Annotated in this window: 11 protein-coding genes; 7 read left to right on the forward strand and 4 right to left on the reverse strand. The window is 39.4% G+C overall.

The window, feature by feature from the left end; all coding sequences use genetic code 11:
- Positions 1-498 precede the first annotated feature (498 nt).
- Positions 499-2,160 carry a lactate permease LctP family transporter gene (locus MXE38_RS07875; RefSeq protein ID WP_246913733.1) on the reverse strand — a complete coding sequence of 554 codons (1,662 nt, stop codon included), beginning with the start codon at positions 2,158-2,160 and terminating at the stop codon, positions 499-501.
- A gap of 1,065 nt (positions 2,161-3,225) precedes the next feature.
- On the opposite strand from MXE38_RS07875, the gene MXE38_RS07880 reads away from it, so the two are divergent.
- Both MXE38_RS07880 and MXE38_RS07885 read left to right on the forward strand, forming a co-directional pair.
- Positions 3,226-4,461 carry a squalene/phytoene synthase family protein gene (locus MXE38_RS07880; protein WP_246913734.1) on the forward strand — a complete coding sequence of 412 codons (1,236 nt, stop codon included), beginning with the start codon at positions 3,226-3,228 and terminating at the stop codon, positions 4,459-4,461.
- 346 nt (positions 4,462-4,807) lie between these two features.
- Entirely contained in the window at positions 4,808-5,440 is a 633-nt protein-coding gene (locus MXE38_RS07885) for a thiol:disulfide interchange protein DsbA/DsbL (RefSeq protein WP_246913735.1), read from the forward strand.
- A 73-nt stretch (positions 5,441-5,513) separates the two neighbouring features.
- Here the strand turns inward: MXE38_RS07885 and MXE38_RS07890 are convergent, their stop codons facing one another.
- Positions 5,514-6,704: an acetyltransferase gene (locus MXE38_RS07890; protein ID WP_246913737.1), complete on the reverse strand. Its 1,191-nt coding sequence runs from the start codon at positions 6,702-6,704 to the stop codon at positions 5,514-5,516.
- 286 nt (positions 6,705-6,990) lie between these two features.
- Between MXE38_RS07890 and MXE38_RS07895 the strand changes: the two genes are divergently transcribed.
- Positions 6,991-7,521: a hypothetical protein gene (locus MXE38_RS07895; protein ID WP_246913739.1), complete on the forward strand. Its 531-nt coding sequence runs from the start codon at positions 6,991-6,993 to the stop codon at positions 7,519-7,521.
- 60 nt (positions 7,522-7,581) lie between these two features.
- On the opposite strand, the gene MXE38_RS07900 is transcribed toward MXE38_RS07895, so the two are convergent.
- Together MXE38_RS07900 and MXE38_RS07905 are read right to left on the reverse strand one after the other, a co-directional pair.
- Positions 7,582-8,754 carry a heme biosynthesis HemY N-terminal domain-containing protein gene (locus MXE38_RS07900; protein ID WP_246913741.1) on the reverse strand — a complete coding sequence of 391 codons (1,173 nt, stop codon included), beginning with the start codon at positions 8,752-8,754 and terminating at the stop codon, positions 7,582-7,584.
- A 3-nt stretch (positions 8,755-8,757) separates the two neighbouring features.
- Positions 8,758-10,035, reverse strand: coding sequence for a uroporphyrinogen-III C-methyltransferase (locus MXE38_RS07905; RefSeq protein ID WP_246913743.1), 1,278 nt, complete (start codon positions 10,033-10,035; stop codon positions 8,758-8,760).
- Between the two features lie 840 nt (positions 10,036-10,875).
- On the opposite strand from MXE38_RS07905, the gene MXE38_RS07910 reads away from it, so the two are divergent.
- The 4 genes from MXE38_RS07910 (at position 10,876) to xerA (ending at position 20,889) form a co-directional block, all read left to right on the forward strand.
- Positions 10,876-15,426, forward strand: coding sequence for a class I adenylate cyclase (locus tag MXE38_RS07910; RefSeq protein ID WP_246913745.1), 4,551 nt, complete (start codon positions 10,876-10,878; stop codon positions 15,424-15,426).
- Positions 15,427-15,808: 382 nt separating this feature from the next.
- Positions 15,809-17,086, forward strand: coding sequence for a diaminopimelate decarboxylase (lysA, locus tag MXE38_RS07915; RefSeq protein WP_246913747.1), 1,278 nt, complete (start codon positions 15,809-15,811; stop codon positions 17,084-17,086).
- Positions 17,087-17,244: 158 nt separating this feature from the next.
- The gene (gene dapF / locus MXE38_RS07920) at positions 17,245-18,090 is read left to right on the forward strand and encodes a diaminopimelate epimerase (RefSeq protein ID WP_246913749.1); all 846 of its coding nucleotides are present in this window, start codon (positions 17,245-17,247) and stop codon (positions 18,088-18,090) included.
- 297 nt (positions 18,091-18,387) lie between these two features.
- Positions 18,388-20,889, forward strand: coding sequence for a site-specific tyrosine recombinase/integron integrase (gene xerA, locus MXE38_RS07925; protein ID WP_246913751.1), 2,502 nt, complete (start codon positions 18,388-18,390; stop codon positions 20,887-20,889).
- Positions 20,890-21,080 lie beyond the last annotated feature (191 nt).

A 21,080-nucleotide genomic window follows, 5' to 3' on the forward strand; every position in this document is an offset into this window, starting at 1 on the left:
TTTTTTCTTAAAAATGATCTTTGCGCCATACATCTGCATTAATTTAATAGAGCTAATGACACTGTCTTGAAGCGCAGTGGAGCCCATACAAGTCGCAAAGAAATTAACGTTGTGATCCATGCGGAAAACCATCCTAACGTATTTAAATCAGATCTAAATACCAAATATTTAAGAAAAAGAAATTTTAACTAATGTAGCCCAAGTACAGCTGACTATGACTAGCTTCAATTAGAACTGCTAGTTAGTTTTTAGCACTAAGGTTTGGTTTAAATTCCCTATGTGTTGTTTCTTTGGTATTACATCACAGTAATAGCTAAAACATAGCCGATTGCACTATTGATAAGAGTATTGGTTCAACTTAGCAAAATTGTTCTTTAAAATTTTTTAGTATCTATCTTAGTGAGGGGAACCCCACCCAAGAACATATCTCTATACTCTTGGGCGGGGCCTTCCCTAAAGAGCGCTTAAGCGGCTCTATGATTTTATTGTCATCTTAAATTAGTGCTTGAGTGGTACAGCCTCTGGAATCATCCATGGGAAGAAGAAGGCTACAGCGAAAATCCAAATACCAATGATTAAGATGAAGGCAAGTGAGTATTTTAAGGTGAACTTAAAGAGCTCTGACTCGCGACCTACTAAACCTACAGCGGCGCAGGCAATAGCGATGGATTGAGGAGAAATCATCTTACCTACTACACCACCTACAGAGTTGGCAGCTAAGAAGAGAGCCTCACCAATGCCTAAGGTCTTAGCAGAAGCCTGCTGTAAGATACCGAAGAGTAAGTTAGAGGAGGTATCAGAACCAGTTAAGAACACACCAATCCAACCAATAATTGGGCTGAAGAATGCGAAGCCGCTGCCAGTGCTTGCAAAAGCAAGACCTAAGGTGGTGGACATACCAGAGTTCTTAGCAATGAAAGCAAAAGCTACTACTAAACCGATGGTTACGATAGGTACTGCCATTTCTTTCAAGGTATCCCAGAAACAATCTAATGCGTCTTGGGTCTTGATACGTAAGAATACGATGGTTAATAAGGCAGCGATGAAAATTGCGGTACCAGCTTGGAAAGCAATGAGGTTAACAACCTGAGATACCTTAACATCGTTAAGAACGCTTGGATCTAATACGTCTGGGCTCTTAATGGAACCTACAGTAGCATTGAACTGAACAGTAACTTGAGTGAACTCGAGTACAGAACCCTTAGCAAATAAGCTTAAGAATAATGGGTTAGTCCAAACAATAATTAAGATGATTAAGAGTAAGAATGGAACCCAAGCACGGAATACGCTCTTAAAGGTTAAAGTTGTGTCAGTAGTAAAGTCGGTCTTGTCATCTAAACGGAAGATGTTCTTTGGCTGCCACCACTTTAAGAATACAGTAGTACATACTAAAGCTACTACAGCAGAGGTGATATCAGGTAACTGAGCACCAATGTGGTTAGAGGTGTAGTACTGGGTAACGGCAAAGGAAAGAGAGGTTACTAAAACTGCTGGGAAAGTCTCACGCACACCTTTGAAACCATCCATTAAGAACACAATAAAGAATGGCACAGTTAAGGAAAGTGGGAACAATAAACGACCAACCATTGCAGAAACAGAGTGCTGATCAACACCTACTAGGTCTGTCATAGCGGTAATTGGAATACCTACAGCACCGAAGGCTACTGGAGCAGTGTTTGCAATTAAGCACAAGCCAGCTGCATAAAGAGGCTTTAAGCCTAAACCTACTAATAAGGCTGCGGTAATAGCAACTGGACCACCAAAGCCAATAGCACCCTCTAAGAAAGAGCCAAAGCAGAAACCAATTAATAAAACTTGGATACGGTGATCAGGAGTAATGCTAATTACAGATTGCTTGATAATCTCAAAAGAGCCAGATTTAACTGAGAGCTTATACAAGAAAATTGCAGCAACAATAATCCACGCAATCGGCCACATACCGTTGGTATAACCTTGTACAAAGGAAGCACCAACTAATTGGGCTGGCATGTCGTAGAAGAAAATAGCTACTAAAGCAGCTAAGAATACAGTAATGAAGCCTGCTTGATAGCCCTTGAGCTTAAATACGACTAAGCAGAGCAAAAAGCAGATAATAGGTAAGGCTGCGACCAGTGCAGATAGCCAAATGCTACCAGCTGGATCGTAGTTTTGAATCCACATTTAAGACAATCTCCAAGGAAGAGTAACTAACTGGGCACAAATATATAGAAAGCAAAATTTAAATTTTTGATAGCTTTTTGCAGGTGATAGTCAAAAACTAATTGGCCCAATCTATCTCAAGACAAATTAAAGCCTTGATGTGATCTGTCTCACTTTATAAGTGGCTTAAATAAAGGGTTCTAATAAAAAATTGGTTTATTTGAGATCTAGTTCAAGTTTTTGTTAATTACCCATATTGGTACATTTAGCTTTAAAAAAAGTGTGAGGCTCTTCTCATAAGAATGGCCAAATAAGGGCATAAATAAGCCAAATCTTCTTGTATCCAAGACAATGGGCTAATAAAACTAGTAAAAATAGGGATTTCTAATAGTTTTTTATAAAAGAAAGTTAAAAAAAATCAATAACACGATAGAGATCACATCAAGATAATATAGTGTATAAATCTTGTGGGAAATTACTGAATAATAAAGAGATTAGGTTAATTTAGTGTATATTCATGTAAATAAATTTTTATGCTGTGATCTTGGTAAAAATCACTATTAGATAAGCTCATGAGGCATGATTGATAGCCGTTTTTAAAGCGTAAAGGTTTGTAAAGTATGGGGTAATTTAAACGTGTTTTAGAGATAAAGCTTATTTAAGCTAAGGATTTACTAACTTGTGCTTTGTGTTAAATGCACAAAAGCACAAATTTTGAGCAAGCAAAGCTTAATATTATTGATGTTTAAAATACCCAACTTGGATACATGATTTTACTTACACAAAAGGCTTATTTATCAGGAAAAAGGCCGTTCTTCGTCAAGATTTAAAACAAGGTGTCATTATGTCTTATATAGAGGCTCAATATCTTTCTTAAACTGCATGCATTTTTAGGATATATATGGCTTATAATGGTCATTCATGAGTTTATTCAGCAACTGCATAAGCACAAAAGCAGTTGTGTTTTTATGATTAGGAACATCAATTTATTTAGCTATGGACAGTAAACCTCCTAGTAGTCACTTTAATTACTTTCCCTCTAAAACTAGTGTCAAAAGAAATAAGCGCCCAAGTAAGAGACTTGATATGTCTAAAAAGAGTGCTTGGTTTTCTTTAGGTCACAATAGCAAGAACTCAAGTTCTAATCATGAGCATGAAGGCCATAAGTTTAATGGTGAGTTTAAAGCTCGTCATAATGGCTTTGCTAGTCGTGAGTCTAAACCAAAAGATAGCTTCTTAAAAAAAGAGAAAGTTAATACTTGTGCTTTGTCTGAGGAAATCTCAGTAGAGCTGATGAGTAATGAAGCTATTTATAGCCACCTCAATAAAGTGTCACGCTCTTTTGCTTTGACCATTCCTCTTATGCCTAACCCTTTAAAAGACTATATTGCCTTGGCATATTTAATGTGTCGTATCGTCGATACTGTTGAGGATGACTCTCAAGCCAATATCGTTGATAAAATAACTTGGCTTAGTGATTTTTCTTTTTTAGCTGGTGACGAGTTTGCTGAATTAGATGTTTTGCATGCTCTTAAAGAGCGTGCCTTAGAGCTTACTAAAAATGGTTCTCAAGAGGACGATATCAAGCTCGTAAAAGACTTAGATAAGGCAGTAAATTTGCTGCTAAGCTACGACGATGAAGTTAAAGAAGTCTTATGTCGTGCCTTATCAATTATGTCCCATGGCATGGCTAGCTTTTTACGTAGTAGCCTTGATGAGGACGTTCAAGAGCAGGGCATTAAGAACCTTGATGATGTCGATAATTACTGCTACTTTGTGGCTGGTGTCGTAGGTGAGATGCTAGCTGAGCTGTTTGCTATTTATGATAAGACAGTAGATAAAAAGGAGCTTTTGGATCTGTCAGTAAGTTTTGGTGAAGGCTTGCAGTTAACTAATATCTTACGTGATCGAGCCAAGGATCTTAAGCGTGGTGCATCATTCTTGCCTGGCAATACAGAAGATGAAGTTTTAGACTATGTGGCCTTAACTGAAGGTCATTTAAATGATGCTATCAACTTTATTTGTGCCCTTGATCCTAAAGCTAGCTCCGGAGTACGACTTTTTTGTCTGACTAATGTCGTAATGGCCATGTACTTATTACGTCAAGTTTCCCGTAATCCGCTTGATCCTAATTGTGACTATAGAATTTCCAAAGCTAATTTAAAGCGCTTGTTCTTATTGAGTAAACTTGCCAACCGCTCCAATTTAGGTGTAAGACTGTTTAGCTTATCTTTAACTATTGGCATGCGTTGCCAAAGAAGATCAGTGCGTCAATTAAGAGACAAGGTCTCTATTTGGGATCACTCCCCAACTACTAATTAGTTAAAAAAGTTTTGCTTTCATTATTGAGGCCCTTATAGCTCTTGCTATGGGGGCTTTTTTTATGCCTCTTACCAAGCTTAGCTGCGCTAAGCTAGGCCTAGCTTGGCCAAGCTTGCGCTTGCGCATGAGCTGCTCTAAGCCTGCGCAAGGGCTGCTTGGCGCAGCCAAGCCTTGCTTTGCAAGCAAGGCTGTCTTAGCTCTTGTAATATTGGGACTTTGCCATATTGAGGGTGATCACTAGTTTAGTGGCTTTAAACTAATGAAAAACTAATTTTTGCTAATTACCATAAGTACAACTACAATAATGAATTTGCTTTGTATTAATAATGCATGAGAAAAAAAGCATATGTGGAAAAAAATTGTCGCAGCTGTGGCTGTATTATCTGCAAGTTTATTTTTAACTCAAACAGCTATTAGTGCTGAATATAAAGAGGGTGTGAATTATCAAGTAAGAGGCAGTACTCTTACCCCTCATAAAGAAATTAGAGAGTTCTTTTCTTTTTGGTGTGGTCACTGTTTTTCTTTACAAGGTGATTTTGACAAAATAGAGCAAACCTATCCTAAGGCTAGTTTTGAGCGTAACCCTGTCTCTATGTTAGGTGGACATATGGGCCCTGAGTCTCAAAGAGCTTTAGTGGTAGCTAAAAATATGGGTATTGAAGACCTTTATGTTAAAGAGCTCTTTAACCAAATGCATAACGAAGGCAATATCCCTATGAGCCATGAGCAGATGACTCAGTTTATGACTTCTATTGGCATGCCAAAGGATAAGTTTGATCGTGAGTTTAATTCCTTCCCAGTTATTGGTGCTGTAGCTCAGTTTGATAAGTGGGCAAAGGATGCTGATATTGATGCTGTGCCAGAGATCTTAGTTAATGGTAAGTATTTAGTAACTATGGAGTCAGTTAGCGATCTACAAGAGTTAATTGATCTCATTGGTTACTTATTAGAAAAAGATAATGTACCTGACGCTAAATAGTTGGTAATTATTTAAAAAAGGGCCTAAGAGCATAAGCTTTTAGGCCTTTTTTTGCGATTAGAGCTAGCAAGTACTATTGTTTGTCTTTGCTATTACTAACTAAGTTATTATCAATCTTAAGGCTCTTAGCAGGGGCTTCTGCCTTGCTATCAGCCTCATTGGCCTCAGACTCGGCCTGAGCCTCGGCTGGCTCAGCTGGCTCAGCAGGGGCAACAGCATCGGTAGGGGCAACAGCATCGGTAGGGGCGGCAGCCTCAGTTGGCGCAGCTGCGGCAGCGGTAGCTGCGTCAGCAGCGGCAGCAGGGGTGTTGAGGGTGGTGTCGAGAATTGGGGCGCTATTGGCTTGAGGGTTGTACTCAATGCCTAAAAGATTAGCAATTTGCTCATCTTTCTTTTGCCAAAGGGAGCGAAGCTCATTGGTAAAGCTGCGCTTAAATTGCTTATCACCAATATAGTCGCCTACTAACTTTTGCTCGATAAACTCTTTATCAATTACCTCAACACGAGCAATTACTCTATCTAAACGACCACATAAGAGAGCATAGAAGATACTGCCTTGACCCTTATGGTCTGGATAGAGAATGGTAGTATTTAATAAGCAATCAATATTCTTACCAATCATGCCTAAAGCTACGGCTAAAGAGGCGGCCTTAGGTGGCATCAGGTTTTGATAAGGTGACTTACAAGAGCGAGCCTTAGCTTTAGTAAAGCGGGTACCCTCTACAAAGTTTACTAAGCTTGATGGGTAAACTAACAAGCTTTGGCAGGCCTTACGGGTAGAATCGAGATCCTTGGTCTTAAGCTTTGGATTTTTTAAAATTTGTGCACGGGTATAACGGCGTAAAAAAGGCATGCCGATAGCGTAGCAAGCTTGACCAATAATAGGGATAAAGATTAATGATTGCTTTAAGAAGAACTTAGTAATAGGAATGCGACCACGATAAATATGGCAGATCATTACAATATCAGTCCAAGATAAATGATTAGAAATGATAATGCATGAGCCGTTTACCTTAACGTTCTCCACTCCTTGAATATCCCATTTTACCTTGGTTGTAATGCGCATTAAGAGGTTGTTATGAACGCAAAAACCTCTAAAGACTAATTGATTTAAAGCATCAACAGTATCTAACACCACCTTAAAAGGTAAGATAAGGCGTATTAAAGCTAGGAAAATCAGAGGTAAAGCCAATAAACATGAAGCTATACTGATCATGGTCATGTTGATGATAAAGATCAGCGGAGATGGTAAAAATGACAACATAAATAAGTCTCTGTGAAAAGAAGTTTTAGATCCCCGTAAGATGCCTATAATATTAGGCAACTAAGTAAGTTTGAGAGTAAGTTGTCGGCATTTAGCCACTAAAACATAACAGTTAAATCCCGACTCCCTACTTATGAGCTTAACAGGCGATTTTATCATAATTTAGGCTAGGCCTATTTGCCTGACTTTTATCTTGTGATGCGATTGTGATTGGTAGCTTAATTTAAGGCACTCGTTTTGTATAATGTCAAAGACAATAATTTTAGCTAATAGGAAATAAGCCCCTATGTTTAAGCGCAATTTACCTTCTGGTATTACCAAAGTAGCATTAAGTATTGTGCTAGCTTGTTGGTCAGTAAGTACTTCTAGTGCCTGGAGTGCACCATTAGTTGCTATTGGTGCTAGTCAAGATAATGCTGATAATAAGGACTTATCAGACTTTGCTATGAACTATAACCGTCAGGATAAAATAGTTACTTTTATTAAAAAAGATGGAACCGCTAAAGCCTTTGTTCAAATTATGCCTGCAGCGGCTCATTTAAGCACTACCAAAGCATATGCACAAAATGTTATGGATAGTTATGGCGGCTGGGGATTAAGTGCTCAAATTGAGCGTAGAGGCTTTAGTTTTAAATATGTAGATAATGCGCCATGCTCTGGATTGGTTAGTTATTTTGATGGCACTTCATATTTAATGATGGGGGCTTGTGGCTTTATTAGTGAAGATGAAATCACTAAAGCATTTTTCTTGGGTAAAAAAGAACTTAAGATTGACGAATCTTTGTACCGTAGTGCTAAGCCATCTTCTTATTATTAGAGGAAACTAAAAAAGGCCTATCTAAGTTTAGATAGGCCTTTTTAGTATTCTTAGTAAAGCTTAGCTTTTAAAGGCTAAGGCAAAGAACTTAGTAGCTTCATCATAACGATCAAGACGCTCATTGAGCTCGGCGGCTAATAAATAAAGGTCACGATCTTTAGTTACCTCTAAAGCTTGCTTTAAGTGCTCTTTAGCCTCGGCAAGTTTATCTGACTTCATTTCCATATTAGCTAAAGCTTTTAACATAGGCACATTGGTCTGACTACCAATTTCATTGCTTTGTGCTTGTTTGCTAAGCTCTTCTAATACCAAAGGTACAGCATTGCTCCAGTGGCTAATAGACTCTAAGAAAGCTGGGGTTACATTGTGACGTAAAATCTCTAAAGCATGTTTGCCTGCAATAGAGGTGTCACCAAGTTTAACCATCTTGCTTAGGATTGGGGCCATGATGGTAGGATCTTGACGCTCTTGGCGATCGAGCTTGGAAACAATGTTTTGGAGCTCATCTACGCTGTTGGCGCTATCAATCTTAGAGCGATTAAAGTTGAGTACAATCTCACCAGCTTCTTGACCATCAACAAGATTGAGTTTCTTTAATGAAGGCAAGATTTCGGCAATTTTCTCATCATCGCCAGCTAACTTGTAGCACTCATAGAGTAGTTTAGTAACAACGCCTTGAGTATAGCTATCTTTCTTAACTAAAGATAAATTTTCAATAGCGGCCTGGTAGTTGCCAATCTTTAAGTTGAGCTTGGCTCTTAAAATCTTACAGGCTGTCTCAGAGCAGTTCTTAGATTGCTCGGCATAATCTAAGAAGCTACGGCAGCTGTCGAGATCGCCTAACTTAAAGGCACACTTAGCACCTAAAAACATGCAATTGGCAGGAAGGTCGGCTCTATTGCCTGACTTATTGATTAAAGCTAAGGCACGATTATAGGCACCCTCTTCATAAGCTAAGAAAGCTTCATTTTGTAAATTGATTTGCTTTTGGATTTTACGCTTACCAAACCAGCGAGCTGTAGACTTTGGAAGGCTTACAGAGCGGTTAATAATGTTAACCAAAACATGCAATACTACAAAAGAAACGAAAGCAATAATAATAGCTGTAGTAAGAGAAGTTTCGATAATATAGCCTTCAGTAGCAATATGTACGAAACCTTGGCTATCAGCTAAGCGAGGGCCTAAAAAGACCGCAGCGCATAACAAGCCAACGGCTATGAGGATCTTAATCATTGACTACATTCCTCTGCCTAATAAGTGTTGACGTGCAAACTCGGAGAAAGCAGTAGCACTTTGTAAAACTTCTGGAGTTTTAATAGTGATTTCGCTTTGCTCAATGCTAGTTAACATCTTTAAGGTGTTTTGGGTAACTGTACTCTCTGGGTCAAAGTAGGCTTTAACTAATTTAATAGCATCTGCTAAGTTAGCTTGCATGGCCTCTTTATCACCATGAGAGAGATCAGATTTGGCTAGTAAAATTCTGGTCTTAATGTTTTCACGTAAGTAGAGATCTTGCTCTGGAGTTAAGAACTCAGTAGCAGCCTCAGCATTACGACGGCGAACCTCTACAAAGCGAGCAGCAAAATCATTGGCTGAATTTAATAAATTAGCCTTCCAATCGCTGATGTCCTTGGTAGTTTCTTGAGTCTTTTCAAAGGCAGCGGCGCGTACCTTAGGATCAGAGTAGCCCTCTAAAACTAAGTTATCGATATTGTCATAAGCACGATCTAAGGTCATGCCAAGACCACGAATATCAACTAAGCTGATATTGTTTAAAGCAGCAATATCCTTAGAAATGGCTTCACGTAAGGCTACAACCTTTTCCTCTTCGATTGGCTTTAATAGCTCATCAGCTTGAGTAAGCATCCAAACAGCGGCTTTAATATCTTTATCAAATACAGCCTTAACAGAGGCGTTATTGACTAAGAAATAGGACTCAGCTAACTGCCAGTCAAATGGATTACGAGTTTCAAAGGCAGCAACTTTAGAAGCTAAGTCATTAACGCTTTGAGCTTGTTGCTGTTGAGCAGCAATTAAACCATTAAGACTTTGGCCTAAAGTTTGGTAATTTTGAGCTAAAGAAGAGGTAGTTTGCTCTAAAGCTGCATTTTTTGTTTGAGCATTCTCAAGTAAGGTAGCCTTTTGCTCAACCTTGAAAGTGGCATCAGAAATTTGTTGCTTAACAGAGTTATAAGCATTTTCATAAGCCATGATCTTCTGTTGGTTTTGGAAAGCAGTATAGCCTGCAAATCCAGCAGCGCCTAAAGCGATTAAGGTTACAAACCATAATAGACCAGTCTTAGCACCAGAGCCCTGAGCTACTTTAGTAGAAAGACGGTACTCAAGTTCCTTGAGCTGTGCCTGATCTACATAGGTTGGTGCCATTGCCTGAGCGGTTTGAGCAACCCCTGGTTGAATGTATGACTGCTTCTCGCCAGCAGTTTGAGCAGCATATGCTTGTGCGGCTTCAACCTTCTGAGAAGTGCTTTGAGTGGTGATCGTTTCTTTTACCATTTTGATCCCTGCATGGGTCTTAATATTAACCTTGGTCTAAAAGACACAAATTCTATTAAGGTACAAACCTAAAAGGTGCACCTTGGCACTTAGTAGTATCGATGTTTTTTCTTACTTCTAATATTAAGCTTAGATAGCTATAGCTAAGAGTAATATCTAGCTTAAGAGAGACTTAAGAAAAAAAATACATCGATCAAAAAGAACTCTAATGTAGGCTAAGATATAAAAAATCTTAAAACCACACCCTTAGCATAAATGAGCTAAATATTGATTTTAACACTAAACACTATTAGTTCTTAGATCCAGATTATGATCAGATAGTCAAAATCTGGTAAATAATAGAATGCTTTATCTGTTGATATTCTTGATAAAACTTAGGTAGAGAGCTAAAAACTCAGCTTAGTTGGTGCTGTTTTTTAGATAAATTTCTTGTAACAAGCAAAAGTTAATTTTGTGACCAAACACGCACACTTACAAATCATTCTTATTAAGAGTACTGGCGCTCTTGTCTGTATTATGGCTTGAAAAACAAATTTATAGCTGTAAATTTTTAAAGGTGAGCCACCTGGAAAAAATAGCTCCAACTAGGGCATTCATGTTGATAAAGATTTGGTAGTGATGTTTGCTTTTTTTAATAGCTCCTATAGGCCTATACGTTGTACTTTTGGTATTAGACTTATGTAGAAGATCATGCCTAGTTTGCACTATAAGGTGCGCTATAATTAAGTTTTTAGGGCTTTGGTAAGCAGGTATCAGGTGTGGATATGCTTGCTAATTTTGTTGGATAATTGATAAGCAATAATGAGTTAGATCATGGTTTATATTCCCAAACAACAGATCTTGACACGTTTTAAGCGCTATAAAGAGCTTAATGAGACGCGCTTGGCTCATGCTTTATCGCTCATGAGTCAGGATGCTCGCTATTGTTTATCCATAGTGCCTGTACTATTACACTATAACCATATTAATTTGCCAGGCTATCGTAATAACGATGTGCCTCATGGCATCGATATGTTTCATCTTGATGCTTTACAAAAGCGTTATTTACATGAAACTATTGCTCCTAGTGCCCCTAAATTACAAGAACCAAAAGAGCATGCTATTTTAGGCTTGTATGCTATGGGTTCTACCTCTTCGTTGGGACAGTCAGATAGTTCTGATGTAGACATTTGGGTTTGTGTTAAAGCTAATCTCTCTCAAGAGCGTACCAAAGCTTTACAAGATAAATGTCGCTTTATTACCAATTACATTAAATCCCAAGGCGTTGAGCTTAATTTATTTGTTACTCCTGAGGATCGTTTTACCAATTTCCAGCCAGACTCTTTAGATGAGGAAAACTGCGGCAGTGCCCAAAACCTCTTCTTATTAGATGAGTTTTACCGCTCTTCTATTAGATTGTGCGGTCGTTACATTATTTGGTATTTAATTTCTACCAAAGAAGAACAACAGTCATATCAGGATTATGTAAATTTTTTAACTCAAGGTGTTTCAGGAATGGAGCAATTTATCACTCCTACTCCTGCGCAGTCTCATATCAAAGTAGCAAGCAAAGCTATTAATTTTGATGCTATTGAGCAGCAATCTTTAGAGCAGCCTAATAAAATCAGCTTTCCACTGTCAGCTGCGCCTTTGATCTCTGTTTGTCCTTTAGTATCCAATCATTTTATTTACATAAGAAGTGTTAATGACTTACAGGGCTCTATCATTGATGCCGATAGTTACAATGCCTTAGTAAAAGATAAGAGCAATGATTTTAATCATCATAGCGCTATCAACACCCATTCCTCTTTAATTGCTTTTAGCGCCTCAATGGAGCTGGCTTATCCTTTATGTAATCAGCTTTATTATGCTTATCCTGTGGTAACCAATTGTTTAACTGGCAGTATTTTAGGTAATGTAAAGGCTGACCTGGCCACAGAGCATAAACACCCTCTCATCAAAGCCCAAGAGCAGCTTGCTTATAGAGATTATGTGCATAGTAGTAATTTGCCAGCATTTTGTAAGACCAAGAACTTATGGGCTCCTAGCATTATGCAATTAGAGGAAATTAATAATGTTGCTTTTGCAGATAGTGTCTTAGCCCAAAAAATTGATAATGATGACTTAATTGATAATGAGTACATCAAAAACCATGGCATTACTCATTATGCGGGCTTTTTAAGCCTTAAAGAATGGATTGTTCAGCTCAGAGCTCAAGAATTTAGTTCTGGATATATTTCTAACTATCAAATTGGCTCAAATACTAATGTCTTATATTCACTGCAAAGTTCATCCTTAGATTCCTCAGTGCTAGAAGATAAAAAGGCTAGGGCTATTAAAAAGGTTAAGCGCTCGGTTATTAATACCATTTTCAAGCGTGCTTATGAGGGTGGTTCCAAGGAAGTTAAGAGCTCTAATGCTAAAACCGATGCGGCACTTGATAGTAATCAGTCTTATGTGGGCTTAAATCCTCAAGCGCAAGCTTTATTAAACTCAAAAGATAATCAGCTTACTTTTGAGGGGCAAACTATTAATTTTGCAGCTATTGCCCAAGAGGCTAAGCAAGATAAATACATCTTTTTAATTAAGGATCATGAGGGCATTGGCCATAAAAGTGGCAGTGCTTTAGCTTTAGATAACGCCAGTCAACATATCTTTAATAAGGAAGATAGCAAGCCTTTTGCCTTAGATTACGCTAATAATGTACCTTCAATTTTTAATGATGATCTGAAGGGTGCGGGGGCTAAAGAAACCAATGTTTGGTATCTTGATAAACAAGAGCCAAACCAAGCTGATTATTATGAAAATAAGGTGGAAATTAGCTCCGAGCCTAATGCCAAACATGACGACTTGGGAGATGATGAAGAGCTTTACGATAGTTTAGTTAAGGCAGAATTCTTATCTGAAAGTGAGCTCGAAGCTATCGAAAGTATGGAGCAGGAAAGTGAAGCTTCCTTAGATAAAAAGAGCGATAAAGACAATAAAGTACGTAATAAAAAACGTAATCGTGCAGCCATTAAAGCCTCAGTAAAAATGGCTAGAGTGGCTCGTTCTTTAGCTAAAAGCACCACTTTTAACTTAACTTTACAGCGCTTATTCCCAGCCCAAAATAATAACTCTTTAAGCTCTAACCCAAGTGAACGTTTAGTGCAGGGTAATAATCAGTATTTAAGTTCTCCTTATGCTCAGGACTTAGTTACTGGCTCTTTAGACGGTGAGCTTAGTGGTAGAGTTTCTTTTTCTGAGCAGGGCTCTAATCTGATTAACGTTAAAAATGAACGTGTAAGCAGTAAAAATGTTGCTACTCTAAAGAAGAGTAAAAACAGCAAAGCTGCTGGTTTTGAGCGCTTTGCTGAGGTTATGGGCGTTACTCCATCTTCATTTTGGGGCCAGGGCTTAGCTCTGGTTGATTTAGCTTCTCTTACTGAGAGCAATAATATTGAAGATATTGATCATTATGTTGATGGCAATCGAGATATTGCCTCCCATAGGGATACTTATCCTGAGTGGGCTTATGGTCGTATTTTGACCCCTGAGGAGTGCGTTAAAGCCGCTAGTGAGGACAACTTCCAAGAATTTGAAGCCCCTTTAGATTGCGATGAGTGGTTTGACTTTGGTTCGGTAGTAAAAAGCTCTCCAACTGAGTATTTTGGTTCAGGTCTGTGGTTATTGTATAAGGCTATTGAGTCTCCATTTAAAGTGGTGCTTAAGATCTTATTAATGGAGGCTTACTCCAATGACTACCCGAATAATCACTTGCTCTCATCTGAGCTTAAAGACTACATGCTCTCGCATGATGGTTATAGCTTAGATTTAGACTCCTATTATCTTATGTATCTGAAGGTATCAAACTACTTACAGAGCATTAAGCATGAAAGTCGCTTAATGTTAATGCGTAAGTGTTTTTACCTAAAGATTTTTACAGGTCTGAGCAATAAGGCTTCCTACCATAAGGAAGACTTCAAACTTAAAAGAGAGTTATTAAATAAATTTAGCGTTCGTTGGGGCTGGTCTAAAGAATTTGTTAATGATTTGGAGCAGGTAGCTACTTGGAAAATGGAGGCCGTACGTAAATTCAATCATGAGGTTTACGTAACTTTATTAGAAAGTTATCAGTCTCTCTTACGATTCTCTGTTCGTCATGGCATTGAGTACGCTATTACCTCTGATGATGCTGGTATTTTGTCTCGTAAGTTATATGCAGCTTTTGATCGTTTTCCTGGCAAGGTAATGGTTATTAACAGCTCCTTTTCTCATAATTTAGAGGAGCGTAATTTAACCTTTATTTGTCCATCGCCTCAAAGTCTATGTAAAAAGGGCTGGCACCTCTATAGTGCGGCAGGAGACGATGTTGCGCTGCTTAACCTAAAGGTTTCATATATAGGATCAAGACTGACCGAAGTTGTTACCTGGGCTTGTTTTAATGGGCTTTTAACCTCAAGAACTTGTACTTATGTTAAAGGAGCTCCATCAGTAGTAACTCCTTATAAGATTAAGCGTCTTAGCAATGACATTATGCGTGTGCTAGAGCCAAAAAGAGGGCGGGTGTCAGAGCAAAGCTTGCAACACTCAGTAAAACTCAAGGCCTGTTTAATTGTGCTTAATTTAGAGAAGGATGATACTGAGCTCTTACAAAACCAGCTATTAGATATCGATCATAACTCTACCTTATGTAGCGGACGTTCTCGAGCCTGCTTTGTTGGTTCTATTGATTTGATTGCTGTTAATAGCTGGGGTGAATTACGTTGTTTTGCTCTGCCTAATGGTGAAGAGGGTGTGGTTGAACTGTTAGCTACTTTATTGCGTATCATGAATAATACGGCTGATACTTCACAAGGTGTCCAAAGTATGCTTGATTTGCTTGAGGTATGTTCTTATGCAGCAGCCTACCAAGATTTAATCAAATATGATGTGGAATCAACTATTAGACAGGTATTTAACTGTTTAACCACTAATAGCTCTAGTGAGTATGTTTTCGATGTTGGCCGCAACACCTATGTAGCCCGTAATCAGGGTGAACGTGGCGTGATGATCAATAAGAAAAGTGTGTTTGGCTCGAGTGAGTTTGATATTAGCATTTTATCTCGTTACGGTATGCGTCCAGAGTATGCCTTGCAAGTACCTCCATTAGTAGATCGCTATGCTACTTATGGCATTGTGCAATACTTCTTTAGTCCTTTAAATAAAGGACATTGGGACATTTATATTGTTAATGAGCGTAATGAAGTTAGCACTTATCGTAATTACTTTGGCTCACGAGCAGCTTTAGTAAATGCTATTAATCGCTTCTATACAAACCAAAGTCAAAATAGGAATGAAAATACTGTGCGCTTTAACTTGCCACAATATTTCGTACTAAATCAGACTTTAGATGCTATTCACCCATTTACTATTCGTGGACAGGCAGACTAGTTTTTCTTGCACTACTAAAGCCAAAATATGTAAAAAATGTCTCTAAATTGGGCAAAATGTATGACTGTTGTGCAAAGAGTTATCAGGTTGATACTTTAGGCTTTAGATTGGTGCAATTCGTGTTATTCTTTTTGGGCAAATTATTGGGGGTAATTGTGAAAACACTAAGCTTACTCATAGCTGTAATTAGCGCTTCAATGTTATTACTAAGTGGTTGTGGTCTCAAAAAAGATCTATATCTACCAGAGGCAAATAATCAAGTAGTGGAAGCTGATGCTAATAAGTAATTTGCAATTGATGGAAATGATGCGCTTAAGGACTGGCTATTAAGCTAAATCAAACAATAACTTACATCTTGCTAGCTTGAGAAAGGACAAGATCAATGGATTTTTTTAATTATAAAGATAATGAACTTTACGCTGAGGATATTAAAGTCACTGACTTAGTAGAGCGCTATGGTTCTCCTCTGTATGTCTATTCTAAAGCAACCTTAGTGCGTCATTTAAAGGCCTTTGAGGAAGCTCTAGCCGCTAAAGATCACTTAATCTGCTATGCGGTAAAAGCTAATAGCTCTTTAGCAATTTTAAATACTATTGCTAAGTTTGGCTGTGGTTTTGATGTGGTTTCCAAAGGCGAGCTAATGCGAGTCATTAAAGCTGGTGGCGACCCTGGCAAGGTAATTTATTCTGGTGTAGGCAAAAGAGAAGACGAAATTGAATTTGCCTTACAAAGTAAGATTAAATGCTTAAATATCGAGTCTGAAAGCGAGCTTTATAAGGTTGAGCAGGTTGCCAAGAGACTATCCTTAGTAGCTCCTGTAGCCTTGCGTGTAAATCCTAATGTAGACGCTAAAACTCATCCTTCTATTTCCACTGGTTTAAAGAAGAATAAGTTTGGTATTGCTTTTGAGGATGCCTTACGTCTTTATACCTATATTGCAAATAGTGAGCACTTACAAGCTACAGGTATTGACTGCCATATTGGCTCTCAAATGACATCTGGTGCGCCAATTATTGAGGCTACTGATAAGCTTATTAGCCTTTATCACCAATTAGAGGAAATTGGTATTAAGGTTGATCATATTGATATTGGTGGTGGTCTAGGTGTTACCTATAATGATGAGACACCTCCTTCTCCTTATGAGTATTTAGCCGCAGTAATTGTCCGTCTTAAGGATATTGATGTCTCTATCTACTGTGAGCCTGGCCGTGCTATGGTAGCAAATGCTGGTATTTTGCTAACTAATGTGCTTTATCTTAAGTCCAACTCAGAGCGCAACTTCTGTATTGTCGATGCCGCTATGGGTGATTTAATTCGTCCTGCGCTATACAACTCTTGGATGAACATTATCCCTGCTGTTAAGCGTGACCCAAGTGATGCTCTTGAGGGTAGTAATGCTAATGGCACCAAACTTTACGATGTAGTAGGCCCAATTTGTGAGTCTGATGACTATTTAGGTAAAGATCGCCATCTTAATGTAAGAGAGGGCGATGTGTTGGCAGTACGTGGTGCAGGTGCTTATGGTAGCTCCATGTCTTCAAATTACAATAGCCGCCCTCTATGTGCTGAAATCTTGGTTGATGGCGATAAGGCATATGTAATTAGAGAGCGTCAAAAAGAAGAAGATATGTGGCTCAATGAGCGCATCATAGACGCTTAAACACCTAAATTCATTAATTAAAAAAAAGCGCTCGGGCTCATAGCCTTATGAGCGCTTTTCATTATTGGTTCAGATCACATTAAGAGAGCTTCCTAAACTTATAGGCTATGGGGGCGCTCTTATTAATAAGCTGCCAGATACTGTAATAAGAGGTTGTAATGCTAGTTAAATTTACCAAGATGCATGGCTTGGGTAACGACTTTATGGTGGTTGATTGTATTACCCAAAAAGTCTTCTTTAATAGTGACTTGATTAAACGTCTAGGAGATCGCCATTTCGGTGTAGGCTTTGATCAATTATTAGTAGTAGAGCCTCCTTATAGCCCAGAACTGGACTTCCATTATCGAATTTTCAATCAAGATGGCTCTGAGGTGCAAATGTGTGGCAATGGTGCCCGTTGTTTTGCACGCTTTGTAGTAGAACACAACCTTTGTAACAAGAAAGAAATTCGTGTGTCTACTGTTTCAGGTGAGCTAACTTTAGTACTAGAAGATGATGGCGAAGTTGTGGTTAATATGGGCAAACCTATCTTTGACCCTAAAAAAATTCCTTGTACTTTTGATAAAGAACAAGCTTGTTATGAATTGCCTCTAGATGACAATGCCTGTGGTATCAAAACTCTTAAGATAGGTGCTGTCTCCATGGGTAATCCTCATATGGTTACTCTAGTTGATGATGTAAATACTTGTTTTATTGATAGCTTAGGCCCTATTCTTGAGTCTCATAAGTGCTTCCCAGAGCGTGTTAATGTAGGCTTTATGCAAGTTATTAATCGTAGTGAAGTCAACTTACGTGTTTACGAGCGTGGCTGTGGTGAAACTATGGCTTGTGGCTCAGGCGCTTGCGCTGCGGCTGTAGTAGGTATGAAACAAGGATTACTTGATAATAAGGTTAAAGTAAATCTTCCAGGCGGAAGCTTACATATTAGTTATTCAGGAGAAGGCTCTTGCGTCATGATGAAGGGCCCTGCAACCACCGTCTTTGAAGGTGCTATTAATATTTAGCCCACCCATGTGCTCATTGGCACATGAGCTCATAGGCTCATAGGGCCATAGTACTAAAAGTACTATGGCCCTATGGGAGCTCTCCTCTTAAGATTTTGTCAATTATGATAGCCTCTAATTCCAAGGGCTAAAAGGCCCAAGGTAAACTCCTATTAGCTAATAGCTTTAATAAGGCTAATACTAGGCTTTTACCAATATAAAAACCTAAGCCAACACTTCTTAGGCAATTAGATCTCTAGCCTTCTACTAGCTTATAATTAGACATACTCAATTTATGTTAAGAGCAAGGAGGCTAATATGGATCAACCTAACTTTACATCTCAAGAGCATCCAAACCTTGCATTAACACCTGAGCAAAACAACTCCCCTAAAGCCCAGGCTCAAACCCTTGCTCAAGCGCAAGCCCATGCGCAATCCTATGCAAGTGCTAACCCTCCTCAGCAAGCTAACTACTACGATCCATCCCAGAACGCAGCGCCCGCCCCTGCTCCAAATAATGCTAATTATTGGCAGCAAAGTCCCATGGCAGGACAAGCCCCTGCTACAGTTCCAGCCCCTGCTCAAGGAGTTGATCAGAGCTATTTCCAAGGCCAGGCCTTATCCCCATTTCAGGGCCAAACCCAAGCTCAGGCTATGGCCCAAGCCCAGGCTCAAAACTTATATCAGCAAAACCAAGCTTCTAATGTTGCTTGTGCAAACCCAGCTTCCCCAGAGCAGGCACCTTTATCTTATGAGCAACAGCTGGCAGCTTATCAATATTCTCAGTACCAGCAGTTTTTACAATTCCAATCTTATTTAAAGCAAATGCAGGGGCAAAGTGGTATTCCTGTTGTTTCAGATACCCCTCAATCTCAGTTTGAGCAATACCAAGCATTTTTACAATATCAGCAATTTGTTCAAATGCAGCAGCAGGCTCAAATAGCCCAGCAATTGCAAGCTACCCATGCCCAGCAGCCCTGGCAAGCAGCACAAGTACCACAAGCTGCTATGCCGCCTTTTATGCCAGAACAGAATGCCTCCCAAAGCGCCGATGCCCTGCAGGGTCAGAACGCCTTGCAGGTGCAGAATGCTATGCATGGGCAGGGTGCTTTAGCTGGCCAAGATGAAGGTAATACCTTAGCAAGTGATGGCGCTAATAAGGCATCAGTAGTGGCCACTACAGTGGAAATTCCATCTGACGCTAAAGTTGATAAGGCTACAGCTCCAGATGCTCCCGCTACACCAGCAGCTACAGCCAAAGCAGCAGCTGCTGCAGCTGCTCCTGCAAGAGCTGCTGTAAAGGCAAGTGTAAAGGATGAGGTAAATGCTGGTGCGGTGGCGGGGGCAACTGTGGTTGCGCCCGCCCCTATGCTTAAGGGCGAGGTTGCAGCCGAGGTCAAGACCGAGGCTAAGGATGATGGTAGCTCTGCGGCTATAGAGAATGAGAGTGATAGCGCAGGGGATGATTTAAATTGGATAGCAGAGCTTAATCTTGATAGTAACAGTGATGAGCTTGATGAGGCTGATATTCTTACTTTTGAAAAAGAGTTGGCCCAGGAGCTTATGACAGAGCCTGCCTCTGCAGCTGATGCAGCTGCATCTGAGGAGGATGGCCATGATGGTGGGCAGGAGCTTGCTGAGCATGAGCCAGGGCTTGAGCCTGCTCGTGATGGGCAGGGGCAGGGGCAGGGGCAGGGGCTACGTATTGTAGGCAATAATAAGGCTTATAAGGCATCACAGGTAGATAAGCGCATTGATCCTATTACTGGCAGAAGACGTGATGGTGCTAAGAGCGTTGAGCTTTTTGAAGAAAATGAAGGCTTATATACTCTAGTTAATACTTATTTACGCTATTTAAAAATTGAAAGAGCCTATTCTTTTTTAACCATCAAGGCTTATAAAGAGGTGTTAGGTAGAGCCATTAAGTTTTTAGGCTATGGTATTGAGGATGATGGCTATGCTCTTACCTCTTGGCAAGAGGTTGGCAAAAGAGAGATTAGAGCTTTAGCTCGTAGCTTTAACTTTACTTTAGATAAAAAGCGTCATAGTAGCTCTTCGGTAGCTCACTCTTTACGCATTATGTCGTCATTCTTTAACTATCTGATTAAGAGCAAAATTATTATCTCCAATCCTATGGAGTTTATTACTGTACCTAAGGCAGCTAATACTTTACCAAGAGTTTTATCCTTAAATGAAATAGAGTTATTGTCAGAGCAAATGGATGGCGATAGTCCTAAGGATATTAGGGATTATGCAATAGAACAATTGCTCTTTGCCTCAGGATTGCGTGTTAGTGAGTTAGTTAGCCTGAATTTAGGCGATATTGACTTTGATATGAAAGAGGTAAGAGTAATTGGTAAGGGTGATAAGCAAAGAATTGTACCTGTAGGCAGATCTGCTCTTGAGGCATTACAGCGCTATTTAAGTTGTAGAGCTACTTTTAAGCCTGTAGATAATGCATTTTTTGTTAATCGTTTTGGTACTCGTCTTACAGTGCGTTCAGTATCCAAGTATATTAAGCAAGCTGCTAATAAGTGTGGTCTAGAGGGTAAAGTAACACCCCACAAATTACGCCACTCCTTTGCTACCCAATTATTGATTAATGGTGCAGATCTAAGAATGGTTCAAGAAATGTTAGGCCACGCCAATTTAGGAACCACTCAAATCTATACTCACGTAGATGTGGCTCATTTACGTGATGTCTACAATAAAGCTCATCCTAGAGCTACAGCTAAGGCCAATAGCGATGAGGTAAATCAAGAGTTAGATAAAAGTCTTGATATTCTCGATAATCTTACCAAGCAAGATGATGAGATTTAGCCCCAGCGCTTGAGTTGCATAGTGAAAGCTAAGGTACGGCCAGGCCACATAGCCATGCCAGGCAAGGGCAGGCCCATGCCTGGCTCATGCTTGGCATGGGATGATCGGGCGAGGTTTTGGTGTGAGGCTGGATAACTTTTTAGTTGGGGTTTAGGGGCGTTTGTGGTGGCTTGATGGCTTTTACAAGGATA

It is taken from the genome of Anaerobiospirillum sp. NML120448 (assembly GCF_023050945.1).
Taxonomy (GTDB): Bacteria; Pseudomonadota; Gammaproteobacteria; order Enterobacterales; family Succinivibrionaceae; genus Anaerobiospirillum.